This window comes from Corallococcus exercitus, assembly GCF_003611585.1.
In the GTDB taxonomy this organism is placed as follows: Bacteria; Myxococcota; Myxococcia; order Myxococcales; family Myxococcaceae; genus Corallococcus; species Corallococcus exercitus.
The window spans coordinates 1-21,708 of the sequence record NZ_RAVW01000080.1; the positions used below are offsets into that span (position 1 = coordinate 1).

Consider the following 21,708-nt stretch of genomic DNA (forward strand, 5'->3'; position numbering starts at 1 on the left):
CACCCGCGGAGATGACGGTGCGCAGCGAGTCGAGGCCTGCGGGGTCGAGCTGGGCGAGGACGGAAGGGGTGAGGGTGACGGCGGAGATGGAGCGGGAGCGCAGCAGGGAGTGGAGGGGCTGGCCCGGCATGAGCTGCTCGCGAGGAGCGAGGTGGAGGCAGGCACCGGCGAGGAGGGAGGAGAAGACCTCGCAGACGCAGGCATCGAAGCCGATGGAGGCGAACTGGAGGACGTGGAAGGAGGAGTCGAAGCGGTGCTCACGGACGGCGGCGAGGGCGGTGTTGCCCAGGCCGCGGTGGGTGAGCAGGGTGCCCTTGGGCCTGCCGGTGGAGCCGGAGGTGTAGATGACGTAGGCGAGGGAGTCCGGCAGCGCGCGCGCGGGAGGCGGCTGGGTGGAGTGCGAGGTCACCTGGTCCGCGTCGGAATCCACGCACACCATCACGCCCCCCTGCGAGGGCAGCGCGGACTTCAAGCGCTCCTGGGTGAGGACCACGGGGGCGCCGGAGTCAGAGAGCATGAAGGCGAGGCGGTCCGCGGGGAGCGTCGGATCCAGGGGGACCCAGGCGCCGCCGGCCTTGAGGACGGCGAGCATGGAGACGACGAGGTCGAAGGAGTGCTCGAGGCAGAGCGCGACGCGAGTCTCGGGGCCGACGCCGAGGGAGCGCAGGTGCCAGGCGAGCTGGTTGGCGCGGGCGTCGAGCTGCTGGAAGGAGAGGGTGGCGTCGCCGGAGGCGAGGGCGGGAGCGTCGGGCGTGCGGGCCACCTGGGCTTCGAAGAGCTGGTGGGCGAGCAGCTCCCGGGGGAAGTCCACGTCGCTGGCGTTCCACTCCACCAGCACCTGCTGACGCTCGTCTTCCGACACGAGCGACAGCGAGGCAAGCGGGCGTGCCGGTGCGGCGATGACGTCGGTGAGCAGCGCGGACAGGTGGTCCGCCAGGCGCGCCACCGTGGCCTCGTCATGGAGGTCGGTGTTGAATTCGAACGACGCGCGGAGGCCTTCATCGGTGTCGGTGAAGGAGACGGTCAGGTCGAACTTGGCGCCCTGTCCATCCACGGGCAGCGGGCGCGTGGTGAGGCCGGTCAGGGCCTGCTCGACGTGAAGGTCCTGCTGGTAGGCCACCATCACCTGGAAGAGGGGTGAGCGGCTCAGGTCGCGCTCGGGCTGGAGCGCCTCCACCAGCTTCTCGAAGGGCACGTCCTGGTGCGCGAGCGCGCCCAGGGTGGACTCACGCGCCTGGGCGAGCAGCCCCCGGAAGGTGATGCGTGGATCGAACCGGGCGCGCAGCACCAGCGTGTTGACGAAGAAGCCGACCAGCCCCTCCATCCCGGCGTGCGTGCGGCCGGAGACGGGAGCGCCCACGGTGAAGTCGTCCTGGCCTGAGTAGCGGTGCAGCAGCGCCTGGGTGGCCGCCAGCAACGTCATGAACGGAGTGACGCCTTCGGCGCGGTGGAACGCGCGCAGCGCTTCGGAGAGCGGACGCGGAAGCACCCGGGTGAGGAGCGCACCCTGGAACGTCTGAAGCGCCGGGCGAGGCCGGTCCGTGGGCAGATTCAGCGCATGCGGCGCACCGTGGAGCTGCTGACGCCACCAGCCGAGCTGCGCGTCGAGCACGTCACCCTGGATCCACGAGCGCTGCCACACGGCGTAATCCGCGTACTGCACCGGCAGGGGCGGCAGCGGCGAAGCCTCGTCGCGGAGGAAGGCGTCGTAGAGCGCGGCAAGCTCGCGCAGCACCACCTCCGAGGATCCGCCGTCGGAGATGATGTGGTGCATCACCACCACGAGCACGTGGTGATCCGCGTCGAGTCGCACCAGCGTGGTGCGCATCAGCGGCCCATGCGCGAGGTCGAAGGGCCGCCGGGCCTCGTCGCTGGCGATGCGGAGCGCTTCCGGATCGCGCTGCTCGGGGGACAGCTCCCGCAGATCCACCAGGGTGAGCGGAGACGTGAGCACCGGATGGATGCGCTGCACCGGACCCTCGGGGCCGTCCTGGAACGTCGTCCGGAACGACTCGTGGCGGCGGATCAGCTCGTCGAAGGCGGACTGGAGCGCGGGCAGGTGAAGAGGGCCGGTGAGCCGGAGCGCGGAGGGGATGTTGTAGAAGGCGCTTTGCGGCTGCCAGCGGTCGAGGAACCAGAGGCGCTGCTGGGCGAAGGAGAGAGGCAGGGGCGCGCCATCGCGAGGTGCGGGGCGAAGCGGAGGCGCGGAGGAAGAGAAGGAGGAGGCGCGAAGGGCGTCGAGGCGTTGAGCGAGGAGCGCGGGGGAAGAAGCCTCGAAGAGGGCGCGCAGGGGCAGCTCCAGGCCAAGGGTTTCGCGCACGTGGGCGACGAAGCGTGTGGCGAGGAGGGAGTGGCCCCCGAGGGCGAAGAAGTCGTCGTGAATGCCGACGCGCTCCAGCCGCAGCAGGCGTGCGAAGAGGCCGCAGAGAAGGGCTTCGGTGCGGGTGCGCGGCGGGACGAAGGAGGAGGCGCGAGAGGCGTCGGCGTCGGGAGGAGGAAGGGCCTTGCGGTCCACCTTGCCGTTGGAAGAGAGAGGCAGCGCGTCCAGGAGGACGAAGGCCGAGGGCACCATGTACTCGGGCAGGTGCCGCTGCACTGCCTCCTTGAGGCTGGCCGCATCCGGTGCATGGCCGGGCTGGGCCACGACGTAGGCCACCAGTCGCTTCTCGCCAGGACCGTCCTGGCGCACGAGGACGACGACGTCGCGAACGGCGGGAAGCAGGCGCAGGGAGGCTTCGATTTCCCCCAACTCGATGCGGAAGCCGCGCAGCTTCACCTGGAAGTCGATGCGGCCCAGGAAGTCGAGGGAGCCATCGAGCAGCCAGCGGACGCGGTCGCCGGTGCGGTAGAGGCGCGCACCGGGAGAAGAGGCGAAGGGGTCCGGAATGAAGGCGGCGGCGGTGCGGGAGGCGTCGAAGAGGTAGCCACGGCCGACACCGGTGCCCGCGACGAAGAGCTCACCCGGAATGCCGACGGGGCAGGGGCGCAGCAGGGAGTCGAGGACGTAGAGGCGGGTGTTGACGACGGGGCGGCCGATGGGGACGCAGGAGGAAGCGGGAGGAGTGGAGAGGAAGGCGTGGGTGACGTCGTCGGAGCACTCGGTGGGGCCGTAGGCGTTGACGAGGGGAATGGCGGGCCAGGTGAGAAGCCAGCGGCGAGCCGTTTCGGCCGGAAGTGCTTCGCCCGTGGGAAGCATGAAGCGAAGGCGCGAGAGCGCGGGGCGCGAAGGGCCACGCGAGTCGGCCTCGTCGAGCAGGGCGCTCAGCAGGGACGGGACGGACTCGACGATGGAGACGGCGTGGGCCTCCAGCGCGTCGAGGAGAGCGGAAGGCGAGTGCGCGACAGCGTCACCCAGCACCAGCGTCTGGCCGCCGACGAGCAGCGCGACGAAGGACTGCCAGACGGAGATGTCGAAGCACTGAGAGGCCGTCTGGGCGACGACGTCCTGAGGCCCAAGTCCCAGCGCGAGCACCTTGGCATGCAGGTGGTTGAGCATGCCGCGCTGCTCGACCATGGCGCCCTTGGGAGTGCCGGTGGAACCGGAGGTGAAGATGACGTAGGCGAGGTGCGAAGGCGAAGCGCGAGGCGAGAGGCGTGAAGAAGGCACGTCCGCGCGCAGGGAGGCCTCAAGCGAGAGGACGCGAGGACGTGAGGCTTCCGGCAGCAGCGCGAGCGCGGAGGTGAGCAGCGGCGCGAAGACGTCGGCGACGAGGACGAAGGGAGCGCGGCTGAGGGAGAGAATCTGGGCGACGCGCTGGGGCGGGTGCAGCGGGTCCAGGGGAAGCCACGCAGCGCCGGCCTTGAGCACGCCGAGGGTGGAGGCGACGAAGTCGCAGTCGCGAGGCGCCAGCAGGGCGACGAGCGAATCAGGCTGGACGCCCGAAGCGACGAGGAGGTGGGCGAGGCGGTTGGAGCGAGCGTCGAGCGCGGCGTAGGTGAGCGAAGCCGCGGCGTCGCGGACGGCGAGCGCATCAGGGGCGCGGTCGGCCTGGGCCTCGAAGAGCTGATGGAAGCAGACGTCGAGGGGCACGTCGGCGTGGGTGCGGTTGAAGTCGAGGAGCACCTGACGCTGCTCGGCCTCGGGCATCAGGGGCAGTGAGGCCAGGGACGCCTCGGGGCGCGCGATGGCCGCCTCCAGCACCGTGCGCAGGTGCTGGGTGAGCCGCGCGATGGTCGCCTCCTCGAACAGGTCGGTGCTGTATTCGAAGCGACCGCGCAGGCCGTCGGCGGACGCGCTCAGCACCAGCTCCAGGTCGAACTTGGCGGTGCCGTGATCCACCTCCAGCCGGTGGAGTTCCAGGCCCGCGTGAGCGGTCTCCGGCAGGCGGTTGTTCTGGAAGGTGAACATCACCTGGAACAGGGGGGAGCGGCTCAGGTCGCGCTGGGGCTGGAGCGCCTCCACCAGCTTCTCGAAGGGCACGTCCTGGTGCGCGTAGGCACCAAGCGCGGCCGTGCGTACGCGAGTGAGCAGCTCCCGGAAGGAGATCGCGTCATCCAGGCGCGTCCGCAGCACGAGGGTGTTGGCGAAGAAGCCGATCAATCCCTCCAGCTCGACGCGGCTCCGGCTGGCGACGGGCATGCCGACGCAGAGGTCGTCCTGGCCCGAGTACCGGTGCAGCACCACCTCGAACGCGGACAGCAGCACCATGAACGGGGTGACGCCTTCACGCCGGCTCAGCGCCTCGACCGCGTCGGACAGCTCGCGGGGCAGGTGGACGAACCAGCTCGCACCCTGGAGGGACTGGACCGCGGGACGTGGCTTGTCGGTAGGCAGCTCCAGGACGCGCGGCGCGTCTCCCAGCTGCTGACGCCAGTACGCCAGCTGCGTCTCCAGCGCCTCGTCCCGCAGCCACCGCCGTTGCCACGCGGCGTGGTCCGCGACCTGGATGGGCAGGGCGGAGAGCGGTGAGGGCTGGCCCCGGGTGAACGCGGCGTAGAGGGCCATCAGGTCCTCGACGAGCACGTTCATGGACCAGCCGTCGGAGACGATGTGGTGCATCGTCAGCAGCAGCACGTGCTCGCGCTCGGCCAGGCACAGCAGCGTGACGCGCAGCAGGGGACCGCGCATCAGGTCGAAGGGCCGGCGCGCCTCCTCGGTGGCCCGGCGCTGCACCTCCGCCTCGCGCTCCGCCAGGGAGCGCTCCGACACATCGATGACCGCGAAGTCGGGCTCCAGCGTGTCGACGATGCGCTGCTCGGGTCCGTCCAGGCCCTCGTGGAAGGTGGTGCGCAGGGACTCGTGGCGTTGGGTGAGGGCGGAGAAGCCGCGGCGAAGGGCCTCCACGTCCAGCGCTCCACGGACGCGCACGGCGGCCGGGACGTTGTAGGCGACGCTGCCCGGCTCCAGCTGCTCCAGCAACCAGAGGCGCTGCTGGGCGAAGGACAGCCCCAGGGGCCCGGTGCGCTCCGAGGGCGCGAGCGGAGGCGACTGCTGGCCCTGACGGGCGGCACGCAGCGCATCCACCTTCTCCGCGAGCGCCGCGAGGGTCGGGAACTCGAAGAGGCTGCTCAGGGGCAGCTCCACCTGGAAGGCCTCGCGGATCCGCGAGACGGCCTGGGTGGCCAGCAGCGAGTGGCCGCCCAGCTCGAAGAAGTGGTCATACGCGCCCACGCGCTCCACGCGCAGGACGCGCGCCCACACGGAGGCCAGCAGCTCCTCGGTGAAGGTGCGCGGCGCGACGGCGCCGGACTCCACCGGAGCGGCCTCCGGGACGGGCAGCGCCTTGCGGTCCACCTTGCCGTTGGGCGTGAGGGGCAGCGCGGCCAGGGTGACGAAGGCGGACGGCACCATGTAGCGGGGCAGGTGCCGCTGCACTGCCTCCTTGAGGCTGGCCGCGTCCGGCACGTGGCCGGGCTGCGCCACGACGTAGGCCACCAGCCGCTTCTCGCCCGGAACGTCCGAGCGCGCGTGGACGACGACGTCCCGCACGGACGGGTGGGCGCGGAGCACCGCCTCCACCTCGCCCAGCTCGATGCGGAAGCCGCGCACCTTCACCTGGTTGTCGATGCGGCCCAGGTACTCCAGGTCGCCGTCCGGCAACTGCCGGACCAGGTCGCCGGTGCGGTAGAGCCGCGCGCCGGGCTCGCGCGAGAACGGATGGGGGATGAACCGCTCCGCGGTGAGCTCGGGGCGGTGGAGATATCCGCGGGCCTGCCCCATGCCTCCCAGGTGGAGCTCGCCGGGGACGCCCATGGGCACGGGGCGTCCGCGCGCATCCAGCACCCAGGCGGAGGTGCCGGGCAGGGGACGCCCGATGGTGGGCTCGCTCCGCGCGTCCTGGGGGACCCGCGTGAACGTGGAGTAGGTGGTGTCCTCCGTGGGGCCGTACAGGTTGAAGACGTGCTCCACGTGGCCCGTGCGGTAGAGGTCCGCCACCAGCGAGCCCGGGAGCGCCTCACCCGCCAGGTTCACCGTGCGCAGGGACGCGGGCAGTGCTCCGGCCCGCACCAGCTCCGTCATGGCGGACGGCACCGTGTTGACGAGCGTCACCTCACCCGCCGCCGCGAGCCCCGCCAGCGCCAGCGCGTGGTCCGCGAGGATGACGGTGCCTCCCCGCGCCAGCGGGGCGAACATCTCGAAGACGGACAGGTCGAAGCAGAAGGACGTCGCGGCCAGCACGCCGGACAGCTGCTCGCGTGAGAAGACCGACAGCGCCCAGCGCAGGAACGCCACCGCGCTGCGGTGCTCCAGCGCCACGCCCTTGGGCCGGCCGGTGGAGCCGGACGTGTAGAGGACGTAGGCCAGGGAGTCCGGCCCGGTGCTCGCGGGCGCCAGCGGGGCGAGCGACGCGGAGACCTCCGCTCCCGCCTCCAACCGGACGACCCGTGCGCCGTGCGCGGGCAGCATCCCCTCCAGCTTCGCCGTGGTGATCAGCACCGGCGCCTGGGAGTCCTCCAGCATGAACGCCAGCCGCTCGGCCGGGTAGGCCGGATCCAGCGGGACGTAGGCGCCGCCCGCGCGCATCACGCCCAGCAGCGCGATGACGAGCTCGGGCGTGCGCTCCAGGCACACGGCGACGCGCGTCTCCGGGCCCACGCCCAGCTCGCGCAGCGTGTGCGCCAGCTGGCGCGTGCGTGCCTCCAGTTCGCCGTAGGTGAGCCGCCGCGCCTCGTGCACCAGCGCCACCGCTTCCGGCGTGCGCGCGGCCTGCGCCTCCACCAGGTGGTGGACGCACGTCTCCCCCGGAAGGTCCGCGCGCGTTCCGCTCCACGCGCGCAGCTGCTGCCACTCGCGCTCGGGCAGCAGCTCCGCCCGGTCGTAGCGGGCCTGGGGCGCCTTCGCCATGACGCCCAGCACGCTCAGGTAGTGCGCCTTGATGGACTCCACCTGCTCGGCACCCAGGCCGTTGCAGTCCAGGGCGATGTGCAGCTCGGTGCTGGCGGTGTTGACGTTGAAGTAGGCCGTCCAGGCGAAATACGTCTGGTCGGTGGCCATCATGTCCAGGACCTCCAGCCCGCGCAGCTCGCGCAGCCGGTCCAGGATGTGGAACTGGGTGAAGTTGAAGGCGGTGTCGAAGAGCGGCTGACCGCCTCCGAAGGACTTCTGCAGCTCCGCCAGCGGGAAGCGCCGGTGCGGCAGCCGGGCGCGCTCCGCCTCGAAGGCGTCGCGCGTCAGGTCCAGCCACGACCCGCCCGCCAGGTCCATGCACAGCGGCAGCGTGTTGAGGAAGATGCCCAGCACCTGATCACCACCGGGCACCTCCGGGCGCCCGTTGGCGATGATGCCCGTCACCACCTGGTCCTTCCCGGTCAGCAGCGCCACGACGCGCGCGTGCGCGGCGACGAGGACGCTCTTGATCGGGAGGGTCGTCTCGGTGGCGATCTGCTTGAGGCCGGTGAACACCTCGCCGGCCACCGGGAAGATGATCCGCAGGTGCTGTCCGGCCGGCTCACCCTCGGCCAGGGGCCAGGGCATGAGCGGGGCGCGCTCCAGCCGCGAGAGCTCCCGGGCCCAGAAGGACTTCGACGCCTCGGAGGCCAGCGCCGCCCGCTCCAGGGCGATGAAGTCCCGGTAGGTGGTGGCGGGCGGGGGCTCCACCGGCGTCGGGCCCTCCAGCGAGGCCACGTAGAGCCGCAGCAGCTCCGACCACAGCGAGGCCACGCTCCAGCCGTCCAGGAAGGGCTCGGAGAGCGTGATGCGGAACGCGTCGTCGGTGAGGCGGTGGACGTGGATCCGGATGAGCGGCGGCGCGCGCCAGGTGAAGCCCTGACGGCGCTCGGCCTGGCTCCAGGCCTTGAAGTCCTGACGCTGCTGCTTCTCCGGGCGGTCCCGCCAGTCGAACACCGTCAGCGGCGCCTGCGCGTGCGCGTACACCAGCTGCAACGGCTCGCTGAAGGAGACGTCGAAGGCCGAGCGCAGCATGGGGTGGCGCCGGGCCATCTGCTCCAGCGCGCCGCGCAGCGCGGCCTCGGCGAACCGCACCCGGACGTGGAAGCTGGTGAGGTACACCTCGTAGCCCTGGCGCAGCTCCGCGTGGAAGACGAAGCCTGCCTGGAGGCGCGACAGCGGATAGGCATCCGAAAGGCCCGCGGGCAGCGCCGCGCGGTCGGCCTCGGGCACCAGCGAGAAGGGCTCGGTGCGCACGGCCGTCTCGCCCGAGCGCCGCAGCGCCTGGGCCAGCGCGCCCACCGTCTGGTGGTCGAACATCTCCGCCACGCTGAGGGTGAGCCCGCGCTCGCGCGCCCGCGCCACCACGCGCAGGCTGCGGATGGAGTCGCCGCCCAGCTCGAAGAAGTTGTCCTCCACGCCCACCTGATCCACGCCCAGCGCCTCGCTCCACACCTGGCACAGCAGCCGCTCCAGGTCGTTGGTGGGCGCCACGTAGCCCTCGCTCAGCGACGGGCGCAGGCGCTCCGGGGCGGGCAGCGCCCGGCGGTTCACCTTGCCGTTGGCGGTGAGCGGGAGGGTGTCCAGGAAGACGAAGGCGGCGGGCACCATGTGCTCGGGCAGCCGCTCGCGCAGGAAGGCGCGCAGCTCGCCCACGGTGGGCGCCTGCGCGTCCGGCCGCGCCACCACGTAGGCCACCAGCTGCTTCTCGCCGGCGGCGTCCTCGCGCGGCACCACCACCACCTCGCGCAGCGCGGGGTGCCGGGCGATCGCGCTCTCCATCTCACCCAGCTCGATGCGGAAGCCACGCACCTTCACCTGATCATCCAGGCGGCCCAGGTACTCCACGTCGCCATCCGGCAACCGTCGGGCCAGGTCTCCGCTGCGGTAGAGGCGGGCGCCCGGTCCGGGACGGAAGGGGTCGTCCAGGAAGCGCTGGGCGTTGAGCTCGGGCCGCTGGAGGTAGCCGCGCGCGACGCCCGCGCCGCCCACGTACAGCTCGCCGGGCACGCCCACCGGCACCGGCTGCTGGTGCCGGTCCAAGAGCAGCAGCGACAGATCCTGGATGGGCGCGCCAATGACGCTGCCCGGCGCCTCGTCCACGTCGCGCGCACGCAGGGGACGGTAGGTGACGTGCACCGTCGTCTCGGTGATGCCGTACATGTTGATCAGCCGGGGACGGGCGTCCCCGTGGCGCTCGAACCAGGGGCGCAGGCTTCCCAGCGGCAGGGCCTCGCCGCCGAAGATGACGTGGCGCAGGGCCAGCGCATCCACCGGCGCCGCCAGGTCCTCCTGGATGAGCGACCGGAAGGCGGACGGCGTCTGGTTGAGGACGGTGACCTGCTCGGCGCGCAGCAGCGCGTGGAAGGCCTCCGGGGAGCGGCTCACCCGGTACGGCACCACCACCAGCCGGCCGCCGTACAGCAGCGCGCCCCACAGCTCCCACACGGAGAAGTCGAAGGCGATGGAGTGGAACAGCGTCCAGACGTCGGAGCTGTCGAAGCGGAAGTCCTCCCAGGTGGCGTCGAAGAGTCGCGTGACGTTGGCGTGCGTCACCTGCACGCCCTTGGGGCGGCCCGTGGAGCCCGACGTGTAGATGACGTACGCCAGCAGATCGCCCGACACCGCGACTTCCGGTCGGGTGCGCGGCTCGGCGGCCAGGCCCGAGGCCTCCTCGTCCAGCGCCACCACGTGGGCCGCCACGTCACCCAGCGCGTCCGACAGCCGGCGCTGCGTGAGCAGCACGCGCGCCTGACTGTCCTCCAGCATGAAGCGCGCACGCTCCGCGGGATAGGCCGTGTCGATGGGCACGTACGCCGCCCCCGCCTTCAGGATGGCGAGCACGGCCACCACCATGTCCAGCGAGCGCTCCAGGTACAGCCCCACCAGGTCCCCCGGCACCACACCGTGGTGCACCAGCCGGTGGGCCACCTGGTTGGCGCGAGCGTCCAGCTCCGCGTACGTCCACGACCGCTCCTCGAGCGTCACCGCCACGGCGTCCGGCCGCTCCGCCGCGCGCGCCTCGAAGCGCTGGTGCAGGCAGGCCTCGCCCCGCGGCTCCACGCGGAGGGAGCGGGGCGGACGGGTGAGCGCCTCGCGCTCGTCCGGCGACAGCAGGGGCAGCCGGGAGATGGGCCGCGAGGGGTCCTCCGCGATGCCCTCCAGCAGCCGCTCCAGGTGCCCCGCCATGCGGACCACGGTGTCCGCGTCCAGCAGGTCCACGTTGTAGCGGAGCGAACCCGCGAGCGTGCCCTCCACCTCGGCGAAGGTCAGCGTGAGGTCGAACGGGGCGACGTGCCGCGCGAGCGCGAGCGACTCCACCTCCAGCCCGCCCAGGCGCATCCGCAGGCCGCTCTCGTCCAGGGCGAAGCCGCTCAGGGACTCCTGGCCGGGCAGCGACGCGCGCTGCAACACCAGCTCCACCTGGGCGAGCGGAGGCCGGCTCGGATCGCGCCGCACGCGCAGCCGGTCCACCAGCGTGGTGAAGGGCAGCTCCTGATGGGCCAGCGCGTCCACCACCACGCCCCGGGCGCGCTCCAGCAGCGCCAGGAAGGTCGGCTCGCCGCTCAGGTCCCCGCGCAGCACCACCTGGTTGACCAGGTAGCCCACCACGCTCGCCCACTGGGGCCGAGGGCGGCCGTTGACGGGGGAGCCCACCCACACGTCCTCCTGCCCGGTGTAGCGGTGCAGGAGCGTCTGGAACGCCGCGAGCAGCAATGTGAAGAGCGTGACGCCGCGCTCGCGCGCCAGCGTGTGCAGCCGCTGCGCCAGCGGCGCCGGAAGCCGGAACGCGTGCGCCGCGCCCGCGTAGGTCTGCACGGGCGGACGCGCGCGGAAGCGGGGCAGCTCCAGCGGCGTGGGCTCACCAGCAAGCCGCTCCCGCCAGTGCTCCCACAGCCGCTCGCCGTCCCGCGCCAGGACTTCGCGCTGCTGGCGCTCGACGCCGGCCATGTCCAGGCGCACCGGGGGCAGGGCCGGCGCCTGGTGACGAAGCTCGCCTTCGTACAGCGCACCCAGCTCGTGCAGCAGCACCGCCATCGACACCAGGTCCACGACGATGTGGTGCACGCCCAGCAGAAGCACGTGCTCCCCCTCCGGACGCGCCAGCACGTGCACGCGCATCAGCGGGCCCGACGCGAGGTCGAACGGCCGGGCCGCCTCGTCGCCCAGGAAGCCCTCCAGCCGCGCCGCGTCCCACGCGGTGGCGTCCTCGTGGACGAAGTGGACCGGGGCGTGGGGCAGGATGCGCTGGACGGGCTGACCGTCCACGCGGACGAAGAGGGTGCGCAGGCTGGCGTGCCGGTCCACCAGGGACTGGAAGGCGCGCTGGAGCGCGGCCACGTCCAGCGCGGAGCGGATCCGCAGGGCCTGCGTGACGTTGTACTCGGTGGTGTGCGGGGAGAGCTGGTGCTGGAACCAGAGCCCCCACTGGCCGGGGGTGAGCGCGTAGTCCCCGGGCGCCACCGTCGAAGCCTCGGCGGCGGGTGCGGCCTCCGGGGCATCGAGCGCCTGGGCCAGGAAGCCCGCGAGTTCCTCCGGCGTGGGACCGCTCAGCACGCGATGCAGCGGGAGCGTCACGCCCAGGTTCTGCTCGACGGCGTGGCCCAGCTCCACGGTCCCCAGCGAGTCCAGTCCCAGCTGGCTCACCCGGACCGTCGGCGACACGGCCGACACCGGCACGCGGAGGGCTCGCGCCAGCTCACGCCGCACCCATTCGAGCAGGGCCTGGTGCCGCTCGGGGACGGGCAGGGCCCGCAGCGCGGCCACGTCCGGCGTGGGCCCGGTGTCGGGGCTCGTGTCCGGCGCGGTGGAGGCGCCCGGCAGCACGGAGCGGGCCACCACCTGCATCCGGCCTTCGTCCAGCCACTGCCGGCACGTGCTGCGCATCAGCTTGCCGCTGGACGTCTTGGGCACCGCGCCGTGGGGCACCAGCACCACGGTGTCGATGCGAAGCTCGTGCTCCTGCTCCACGGCCGCGCGCACCGCGGCGGCCACGTCCTCCGCGTCCACTCCCTCGTCGCTCACCTCGACGACCATCACCACCCGCTCGCCCTCCGACGCCTCCTCGGAGAAGGCCGCGTTGCAGCCCGGCCGGATCGCCGGGTGGCTGCGCTCGGCCGTCAGCTCCAGGTCCTGGGGGTAGTGGTTGCGTCCGCGGACGATGATCAGGTCCTTGCGGCGGCCGGTGATGAAGAGCTCGCCGTCCCGCAGGAAGCCCATGTCGCCCGTGCGCAGGAAGGGGCCCGTGCCATCCGCCAGGCGGGCCCGGAAGATCTCCTCGGACAGCTCGGGCCGGGCCCAGTAGCCGCCCGCCACGCTGGGGCCGGACACCCACAGCTCGCCCACCTCACCGGGGACCCGGCGCTGGCGCGTCTCCGGATCCACCGCGAAGACCTCATGGTCGGGGAGGATCCTTCCGCTGCCCACCAGCACGCGCGCTCCCGGCGCGTCCGCGCTCGCGGGCATGGGCTGGTGGTGCTCCATGCTGGTGGCGACCACCGGGAACAGCACGGGGGGCGCGCTGGGCACGCAAGCGGAGAGGGCGAGCGTCGCCTCGGCGAGCCCGTAGCCCGGCATGAAGGTCTCCATGCGGAAGCCCTGGGGGGCGAACGTCCGCGCGAAGCGCTCCAGCGTGTCCGGGCGGATGGGCTCCGCGCCGTTCATGGCCCCGCGCCAGTGGCTCAGGTCCAGCGTGGCCCGCTCCTCCGGCGTCGTCTTGCGCACGCACAGGTCGAAGCCGAAGTTGGGACCGCCGGACACCTGGGCGCGCAGCTGCGACATCGCCTCCAGCCACCGCAGGGGCTTGCGGAGGAAGGTCAGCGGCGCCATGAGCGTCACCGGGTTGCCCGCGTACAGCGGGTTGAGGATGCCGGCGATGAGGCCCATGTCGTGGTACGGCGGCAGCCACATCACCCACCGGTCATCCTGTCGCAGGTCCAGGCCCAGCGTGATGATCCGCATGTTGGCGACGAGATTGCCGTGGCCGACCATCACGCCCTTGGGCATGCCGGTGGAGCCGGACGTGTACTGGAGGAACGCCAGCGACTCCGGCCTCAGCTCCGGGCGCCGCCAGCCGTCCTCCAGCCCCTCGGGCAGCGCGTCGGTGGCCACCCACTCCAGCTCCCGCAGCTCCGGCGCCAGCTCGAAGATGGACTCCGCCAGCTCCACGATGAAGGCCGTGGTGAGCACCACCGTCGCCTGGGCGTCGCGGATGATGGCGCGCAGGCGCGGCAGCGTGCGCTCCAGCCGCATCGGATCCGGCGGGTACGCGGGCACCGCGATGGCGCCGCCCAGCACGCAGCCGAAGAACCCCGCGATGTACTCGGTGCCCGGCGGGTAGAGCAGCATCACCCGCTGTCCCGAGTGCCGCTCCGCCAGCCGGGCGCCAATGCGCCGCGCCCGCGTGTACAGCCCCGCGTGCGTCAGCTCGGTCTGCTCCCCCGGTGTGTCCTCCAGGAACGTGTAGACGGGGAAGTCCGCACGGGTCTCCACCCGCAGCTCGAGGAGGTCCAACAGGGTGCCGGCCTTCGGGTGGATCACTCGGTCGTTCATGGCTCGGGACGGGGTGGCGCGAGGCGCGCGGAAGGAGCGGGGGAAAGGGAAGCGGAAGGCGAGACGCGGGCGGCGATGCGTTCAGCCACCCGCAGCGACATGGCGATCACCGTCAGCGTCGTGTTCACCGCGCCCGCGGAGGGCAGGAAGCACGAGTCGACGACGTAGAGGTTGTCCATCCCGTGGACGCGGCAGTGCGGGTCCAGCACGGAGGTGGCCGGGTCGTCGCCGAAGCGCGCCGTGCCCACCAGGTGCCACAGGTCCGCGGGGCTGCGGGGCGCCACGACGAACGGGAAGCCCGCCTTCTTGAAGATGTCGATGGCCAGACGCCGCAGGCGCCGGAACGTCTTCACGTTCGGCCGGGGCGGCTCCATCCGGACGATGTCATCGCCCTGGAACACGAAGCCGGACTCCCGGGTGCCCACGGCCTCCGTCATCAGGAAGCACGTCACGCTGCGCTCCACGATGAACTTCACGAACGGGCTCACCACGGCGGGCACGCTCTTCCACAGCGGCAGCTGGCCCGCGGCCTGGATGACGCCCAGCGGGAAGGGCCACTCCGCGGAAGGCCCATAGAAGGCATTGATGGCGAACGTCTTCTGGTGCAGGTCCGGCACGCGCTTCAGGCCGCGCATGGGGAACACCAGTCCCGCCGTGTGGCCGGCCAGGTAGCGGCCCAGGCACCCGCTGGCGTTGCCAATGCCCTCCGGATGCGCGGCATTGCGCGAGCGCCGCAAGAGCAGCGGCGTCTGGGCGAAGCCCGCGCACACGGCCACCACGTCCGCGTCCACCTGCCACGTCTCGTCGTCCTGCCGCAGCAGCACGCCCGTGGCCCGGCGCCCGTCCGGCGTGGTGAGCACGCGAAGGCACTCCGTCCGTGTGAGCAACTGGACCCGCCCCGTCGCCAGCGCGGGGCGCAGCGCGGCGATCTCCGCGTCCATCTTCGCGTCGCGCTGGCAGTAGTGACCGTCGCACCGCGCGCAGAGGACGCACTGGCCGCCGGGGCCCACGTCCACCGCCTTGGGGATGTACGAGACGGGCAGCCCCTGCGCCCGCAGGCGCTCCACGATGGGCGCGATGTACGGCTCGTGCTCGATGGGCCCATGCGGGAAGGGGCGGGAGCGGGGCGGCTCGGAGGGGTCCTCGTGCGTGGAGCCGCGCACGCCATAGAGGCGCTCCGCCTCGTCGTAGAACGGCTCCAGCTCGCCGTAGCGGACGGGCCACGCGGGGGACTCGCCGGTCTCCAGGGTGGTGGCCTGGAAGTCCTGCTCGCGCAGCCGGTAGAGCGCCGCGCCATAGAACTTGGACGGTCCGCCCACGAACTGCTGCTGCGTGCCCTGCATGAACTCCTGCATGTGGATGCTCGGCGCGTCCGCGCGCGAGGGATCCGGCCGCAGGAAGTCCCCGGCCTCCACCACCAGGACCCGCGCCCCCCGCCGGGAGAGGCCGTGCGCGAGCGTGCTGCCGCCGGGCCCGCTGCCGATGATCACCACGTCGCAGCTCCGGGGACGCGGGCTCATGATTGGCCCCCCGCCACCGCCGGCCTGGAGGCGGTGTCCTCCAGCCGGACCGGCCTCGTGACCTGGCGCTCCCGCGCCGACGTGAGCAGGGCCTCGATGACAGCGAGGTCGTGCAGGGCCTCGCGGGGGCTGTTGCGGATGGGCTGGCCCGCGCGCACCCCGGCGTGGAAGTCCTCGAACTGCCGCACCATCATGTCCGCCGAGCGGACCTTGAACACGGTCCGCTTCAGCCCCTGGATCAGCTCCACCCGGTCATGCATGAAGAAGAGGGACCCGTGCGTGCCCACGATGTGCTTGCGGCCGAAGCGGTCGCGCACGGGCCGCTCGGCCCCGGAGAGCAGCGCCTTCGCCACGCCCCACGGCGTCAGCCGGACCGGCTCCAGCGCGTAGCTGACGGAGTAGTTGGCCACGAGCCCGCTCTCGAACTGGAGCGACGCCGCCAACGTGTCGGCCGGAGGCAGCGCCGGGTCCACGCCGCGCACGAAGGCGCTGACGTGCGCCACCTCGCCCAGCATCAGCCGCAGGGCGGCGATGTCGTGCACCCCGCCGTCCAGGAGGAAGCCGCCCGCGTACCCCGGCTCGCGGCGCCACGGCGTCTGGAACCACGGCGTGGACTTGATGGGGACCAGCGTCGGGTAGTGGCACAGCAGCGGCGTGCCGATCTCCCCGGCGGCGATCAGCTCCCGGACGCGCCAGGCGGTCTCCCAGAAGCGGAAGTTCTCGGCCACGTACCAGACCTGCTCCGGTCGCTTCGCCTGGAGCGTGAGCAGCGCCCGGGCGCGCTCCACGGACTCGGCGATGGGCTTCTCGCTGAAGACGTGCAGGCCCCGGCCCAGCGCCGCCGTGATGGCGTCCGACGCGGGCAGGATGGGAAGCGCCACGTCCACGGCTTCGATCCCCGGCGCCTCCAGCGCGCGGTCCAGGTCCGTGAACACCTCCACGGGCCCCGGCAGCTCGCCCGCCACGGCCTCCGCCTTCGCCCGCGTCCGGCTGAAGACGCCCGCGACGCGGAACGCCCCGCCCAGTCCGCGCAGCGCGGGGACGTGCGCTCCGCGGGAGAAGCCGGCTCCCAGCAGCAGGAGAGGAATCGGGCGGCTCATCGGGAGACTCACGCCGCCGAAGCGGGCGCCGACGCGACGGTCTTGCCCAGCTCCAGCTTGATGACCCGGTGCGCGAGGTGGAAGTAGCGGTCGTCGTGCGTGATGACGAGCACGCCCTTGCCCCGCGCGGCCAGCTCCGGAAGCAGCCGGCGGTAGAAGACCTCGCGGAACTCGGGGTCCTGGTCGGCCGCCCATTCGTCGAACAGGTAGAACGGCCGGTCCTCCAGGAGCGCGACGACCATCGCCAGGCGCTTGCGCTGGCCGGTGGACAGGCTCGTCGTGGAGAAGCGCCCGTTGACGACCTGGAGCTTCGTGTCCAGCTCGAACAGCCGCAGGTATTCCTGCACGCGGCCCTGGAGGTGGGCGGGGTCCACGCCGCGCAGGTTCTCGAAGAGGTGGAAGTCGGTGAAGATGGCGCCGAAGGTGTTGCGGTACGCGTCCCGGTTCTGGTCCGTCACCGGGACTCCGTTCCACAAGAGCCGCCCGGACCGGGGCGCGTAGAGCCCGGTGAGCAGCTTGGCCATCGTCGTCTTGCCGCTGCCGTTGCCGCCCACCACGAACACCAGCTCCCCGGAGCGCAGCGCCAGATCGATGGGGCCCACGCGGAACGCGTCCTCGGCCGAGTCGCTGAACGCGTACGTCACCGACTCGACGACCACCTCCTGGCGCCCGTCGGCGGGCAGGGCCAGCGGGGCGGTGGGGGCCATCTCCTCGGGATGCGACTCGGTGAGCGAGAGCTCCAGCTGCTGGAGCTTGTCCAGCGCGATGCTCACCTGCGGCCAGCGCCCCACGTCCTCCAGCAGCCCCCGGAACGGCCCCCACATGTACATCAGCGACAGCACGTAGCCGCGCGTGGCGTCGGAGTCGTGCGCGCTGAGGGCGAAGACGCCGAAGAGCATCACGCCCAGCACCAGCCAGGTGAAGAAGTGCACGAAGCTGCCCAGCAGCGCGGCGCTGACCGCCGCCTGCATGCCCTTGCGCCGGACGCGCTCCACGGCGGGCGCGAAGTCCTCCTCCATGAACTCACGCCGGCGCGGGCCGTGGAGCTTGAGCTCCTTGATTCCGTCCAGCACCTGCTGCTGTTCGCGGAACAGGTCGTCCTGGGTGTCGCGCTCCTCGCGCCACAGGGGGACCATCTTGCGGGTCGCGAAGAAGTAGAAGACCACCAGCAGGCCCATGGCGGGCAGCACCAGCATCATCCCGCGGGGCGACAGCCACGCCATGTACCCCAGGCAGCCGAACACGATGGTCGTGCACACGACGAGCCCGGGGATCTTGGAGGCGATGTTGACGATGGCCTGCACGTCCTGGGAGAGGGCCGCCAGGACGGGCCCCTTGCCGATGACCTCCAGGCGCCGGTAGGGCGCCGCGAGGATGCTGCGGCCCAGCTTGAGGCGCAGCTCCGCGGTGATGGACCGGGACACCTTCGCCAGCAGCAGCTCCGGCACGGTGTTGCCCACCAGCACGCCCACGCTCAGGGCGACGTAGCCCGCGAGCATCGTCTTCAGGGTGGACTGGTCCGTGCCCAGCGCATGGCTGATCAACGCCAGCAGGGCGCTGTTGCACAGGCCGGAGAAGATGCCCGTGACCGCGATGGCGATCATCGACGTCCGGGAGCGACGCAACAGGAGCGACAGCAGGGAGAGCATGGAGGGCCTGCGGCGAGTCACCGCCACGAAGGCGGCGGAAGGAGGCCTTCCTCCCGCGCGCGATGGGACGTCAGCGGGTGAGTTCCCAGAAGAAGTCGTTCACCGCGACGTGTTCCTCACGCGCGACGGCGACGTCGTAGACCCACTTGCCGACCGCCAGGTCCAGCACGCCGAGTCCGAAGGGCGAGAAGATGATGGGCCGGGTGCGGTCCACCTGGCAGCGGCCCAGCATGAGCTGGGCGAGCGTGCCCGTGACGAACGCCCGCCCGCCGCTCAGCTGCTCCGCGAGGTGGGGCGACGTGTTGGCCTTCATGACGTGTTCGACGTCGTCCACGATGTTGTGCGAGCCCAGGAGCAGCTCGGGGGCCAGGTCCCGCAGGGAGATGTTGAGGACGATGGGGTTGTGCGCCAGCAGGCTCGCGTCGCGGATGTAGGGCGTCCCGGCGACCGTCGCCAGGACGAGCAGGTCGCTGGAGCGCACCACGGTCTCCAGCTCCTTCTCGCAGCGGATGGCGCCATGGCGCGCCGGCCGGACCGACTCCCGGGCGAAGCGCTCGGCCTCCGCGGGGACCAGGTCGTGCAGCAGGACCTCGTCCACCTCCCAGCCCAGCTCCATGAGGAAGTTGTAGATGTAGCGGGCGATGAGGCCATTGCCCACGATGCCCAGCCGCCGCACCTGGCGCCGCCGGCCGTTGAGCCACTCCGCCGCCAGCACCGCGGAGCCCGCGGTCCGCGCCGCGGAGATGATGGAGCTCTCCAGGCACGCGAAGGGGTAGCCCGTCTCGCAGTCATTGAGCAGGAGCGCCGCCGAGGCGCGGGGGAAGCCCTTCGCGACGTTGTCCGGGTAGCTGGCGATCCACTTGATGCCGGACACGTTCGTGTCGCCGCCCAGGTAGGCCGGTAGCGCGATGATCCGGTCGCGAGGCCGCTCCGGGAAGCGCAGGAAGTAGCTGTCCGGGTTGACGGACTGCTTCTGCTCGTGGGTGAGGTAGGCGTCCCGCACGCGGTCCACGCACTCCTGGGGCGCGCCCTGGATGATGGAGTGGACGGTCTTGCCGGTGATGACGTGGAAGGGGAAGTTCATGGGGGCTTGCCGCGCGGGGACTCAGGAGAAGCGCGCGGCCCAGGAGGGGGAGAAGATGGTGTCCAGGTAGGCCGTGCCGCGGTCGGCGCACAGGAACAGGACGGTGGGAGGCGTGGCCAGCTCGCGGAAGCGGGGCAGGTAGCGTTTGACCGCCGCGAAGCACGAACCCGAGGAGCCGCCCACCAGCAGGTGGTGTTGCAGGAGCAGCTCCCGGCAGCACTGCACCGTTTCGTATTCCGGCACCAGCACCACGTCGTCGATGAGGGCGTGGTTGACCAGCTCCGGCCGCACGCTGGCGCCGATGCCGGGGATGTAGCGCTTGCCGGCGGTCCCGCCAAAGATGACGGAGCCCTGGGCGTCCACGGCGACCACGCGGATGGAGGGGAACACCTCCTTGAGCCGGCGGGACACCCCCGCGATGGTGCCGCCCGTGCTGACCCCGATGAAGACGTAGTCCAGCCGCTGGAACGTCCGGCGGATCTCCTCGCCCGTCAGCCAGTAGTGCGCCTCGATGACGTCGGGGTTGCCGTACTGGTTGGGCCAGAAGGCGCCCTCGATGCTGCCGCAGAGCTCCCGCACCTTGTTCAGGCGGGTCTTCAGGTAGCCCCCCATGTCATCGCGCTCGGTGACCTTGACCACCTGATCACACGTGCGGTGAAGGAAGGACTCGTAGCCGGGCGTGATGTTCGGGTCGATGACCGGGATGAACTTCAGCCCCAGCAGCTTCGCGTACGTGGCCAGGGCCGACGCGAAGTTGCCGGAGGAGGACTCCACGATGGTGGAGCCCTCGTGCAGCAGCCCCCGCTCGGCGGCGCGCTTGAGGACCCACAGCGCCGGCCGGTCCTTGAGGCTGCCCACCGGGTTCTGACCCTCCAGCTTCGCGTGGAGGTCCAGTCCCTCCCACGGCAGCCGCACCGTGGGGGTTTCCTTCAGGACGAGCTGCAGCGCGGAAATACGCTCGAGGAGGGGTTGTGGTAGCACGGTGAGTGCTACCGATAGATCCTCAATGCTTGGAAGTCAACATTGGCTGGAATTCCGTGACATAGTAGCATTTCATGTCACAAAGCCCGGGCTGGAGTGACCAAAGATGTCACTCGTCGCGAGGCTCCACTTCGGCAATCTGGCCAGCCTCGTCGAAGCGAACGAACCAGCGGAGCGTCTGGTCCTTTCCGTGGATGGCGCGGTAGGTCCGTGTCAGGTGATCCGCGGAGTCCTCCAGCAGGATCAGCCGGCTCAGCGGTGGCAGTGCGCCGAGTTGGATGGGCAGCCACTCGTTCAGGTCCGCGAGCGCGTCCTTCGCGGTTCCGGCGAAGTGGCGGGCGTCCGCCTTGCCTGCGAGCAGCTTCGATAGGAGCTGTTTCAAAGCCTGCGTCCGCTCCGGAGTGGCATCGGTGATGCCGGGATCGCTCAGGAATGCCGGGGGCGACAGGTAGAAGTTCGCTACACCGTGCGCGAGGTTGGGGACCAGCTTCCGCTGGTTCGTCAGCACGACCACGGCCAGCTTGTCGTCCGGGTAGTAGACCGTGTCCGAGAGCGCCGGGCCGCCGCTGTGGCCCACCTCGGGACGTCCCCGATAACGACCCACGGTCCAGCCCACCGCGAAGCCGCTGGGCTTGCCGTCATTGAGGGTGGGCGGCGTCCACATGGCGGAGCGCAGGTCCGCGCTCAAGAACTTGTCGCTCATCAGCGCGGCGACGAAGCGGGACATGTCCGTGACGGATGAGAACAGGCCACCGGCCGCCAGCGTGTAATGCGGATACACGAACCAGTATTGCTGCTGGTGGTCGGTGCGCCACTGATAGGTCGCTGAGCGTTCTGGGACAACGTCACTGGTCAGGACAATGTCATCCTCGGTGAGAATGGCTCGGTCGAAGCCACTGTTCGTCATTCCCAGGGGCGTGAAGACGCGGTCGCGAAGGAGTTGCGGGTAGGGCGCACCGCCCACCTTCTCCAGCACCTGGGTGAGAAGGACGAAGTCGTCCGAACCGTAAGCCGCCTTCTCACCCGGTGCCGACGCCAGTGGGACCTTCTTCGCTGCCTCGATGGCGACCGCGACGCTGGAGACATCGGCGTTCACCGGCCCTGGCTTCATCCCGGACGTGTGGCTGGCGAGGTGGCGCAGCGTGATGTCCTTCCAGGCCGCGGGGCAGTCGGAGATGTATTGGCAGACGCGGTCCTCCAGCCGCAGCTTTCCCTGACCCACGAAGTCCATCAGCAACACCGCCGTGAACATCTTGGTGCCGGAGGCAATCTGGAACGCGGTGCGGGTGCTGGCCGGTGCGTTCCATTCCAGGTTCGCGGTGCCGTAGGCCGCGGCCTTGATGACCTTGCCATCTCGGACCACGGCGACCGCGGCACCAGGGATGTGATTGCGAGCCATCTCCGCGCGAAGGAATGCATCCACCTTGTCGGGCGCGGCCCATGCCAGCCGCGTCCATCCCAGGAGAAGCAGCAGGCCCCATCGTTGAAGGTTCAT

The 21,708-nt window shown here is 71.3% G+C and carries 7 protein-coding genes; all 7 read right to left on the reverse strand.

Going from position 1 to position 21,708, the window contains the following annotated elements:
• Window positions 1–13,879: non-ribosomal peptide synthase/polyketide synthase (locus D7W79_RS12790; RefSeq protein ID WP_147441905.1), on the reverse strand; the 13,879-nt coding region annotated here is incomplete at its 3' end.
• Window positions 13,876–15,399 (reverse strand): FAD-dependent oxidoreductase, encoded by a 1,524-nt coding sequence (locus D7W79_RS12795; protein ID WP_120525652.1) that lies wholly within the window; start codon window positions 15,397–15,399, stop codon window positions 13,876–13,878. The genes D7W79_RS12795 and D7W79_RS12790, both read right to left, overlap by 4 nt.
• Window positions 15,396–16,499, reverse strand: a complete 1,104-nt coding sequence (locus D7W79_RS12800; RefSeq protein ID WP_120525653.1) for a Gfo/Idh/MocA family protein — start codon at window positions 16,497–16,499, stop codon at window positions 15,396–15,398. Before D7W79_RS12800 ends, D7W79_RS12795 begins: the two co-directional genes overlap by 4 nt.
• Window positions 16,500–16,507: 8 nt before the next feature.
• Window positions 16,508–18,175, reverse strand: a complete 1,668-nt coding sequence (locus D7W79_RS12805) for a cyclic peptide export ABC transporter (RefSeq protein ID WP_120525654.1) — start codon at window positions 18,173–18,175, stop codon at window positions 16,508–16,510.
• A gap of 43 nt (window positions 18,176–18,218) precedes the next feature.
• The gene (gene sbnB, locus D7W79_RS12810) at window positions 18,219–19,232 is read right to left on the reverse strand and encodes a 2,3-diaminopropionate biosynthesis protein SbnB (protein WP_120525655.1); all 1,014 of its coding nucleotides are present in this window, start codon (window positions 19,230–19,232) and stop codon (window positions 18,219–18,221) included.
• A gap of 21 nt (window positions 19,233–19,253) precedes the next feature.
• Window positions 19,254–20,213 carry a 2,3-diaminopropionate biosynthesis protein SbnA gene (gene sbnA, locus D7W79_RS12815; protein ID WP_208729718.1) on the reverse strand — a complete coding sequence of 320 codons (960 nt, stop codon included), beginning with the start codon at window positions 20,211–20,213 and terminating at the stop codon, window positions 19,254–19,256.
• A gap of 109 nt (window positions 20,214–20,322) precedes the next feature.
• Window positions 20,323–21,708 (reverse strand): serine hydrolase domain-containing protein, encoded by a 1,386-nt coding sequence (locus D7W79_RS12820; protein ID WP_120525657.1) that lies wholly within the window; start codon window positions 21,706–21,708, stop codon window positions 20,323–20,325.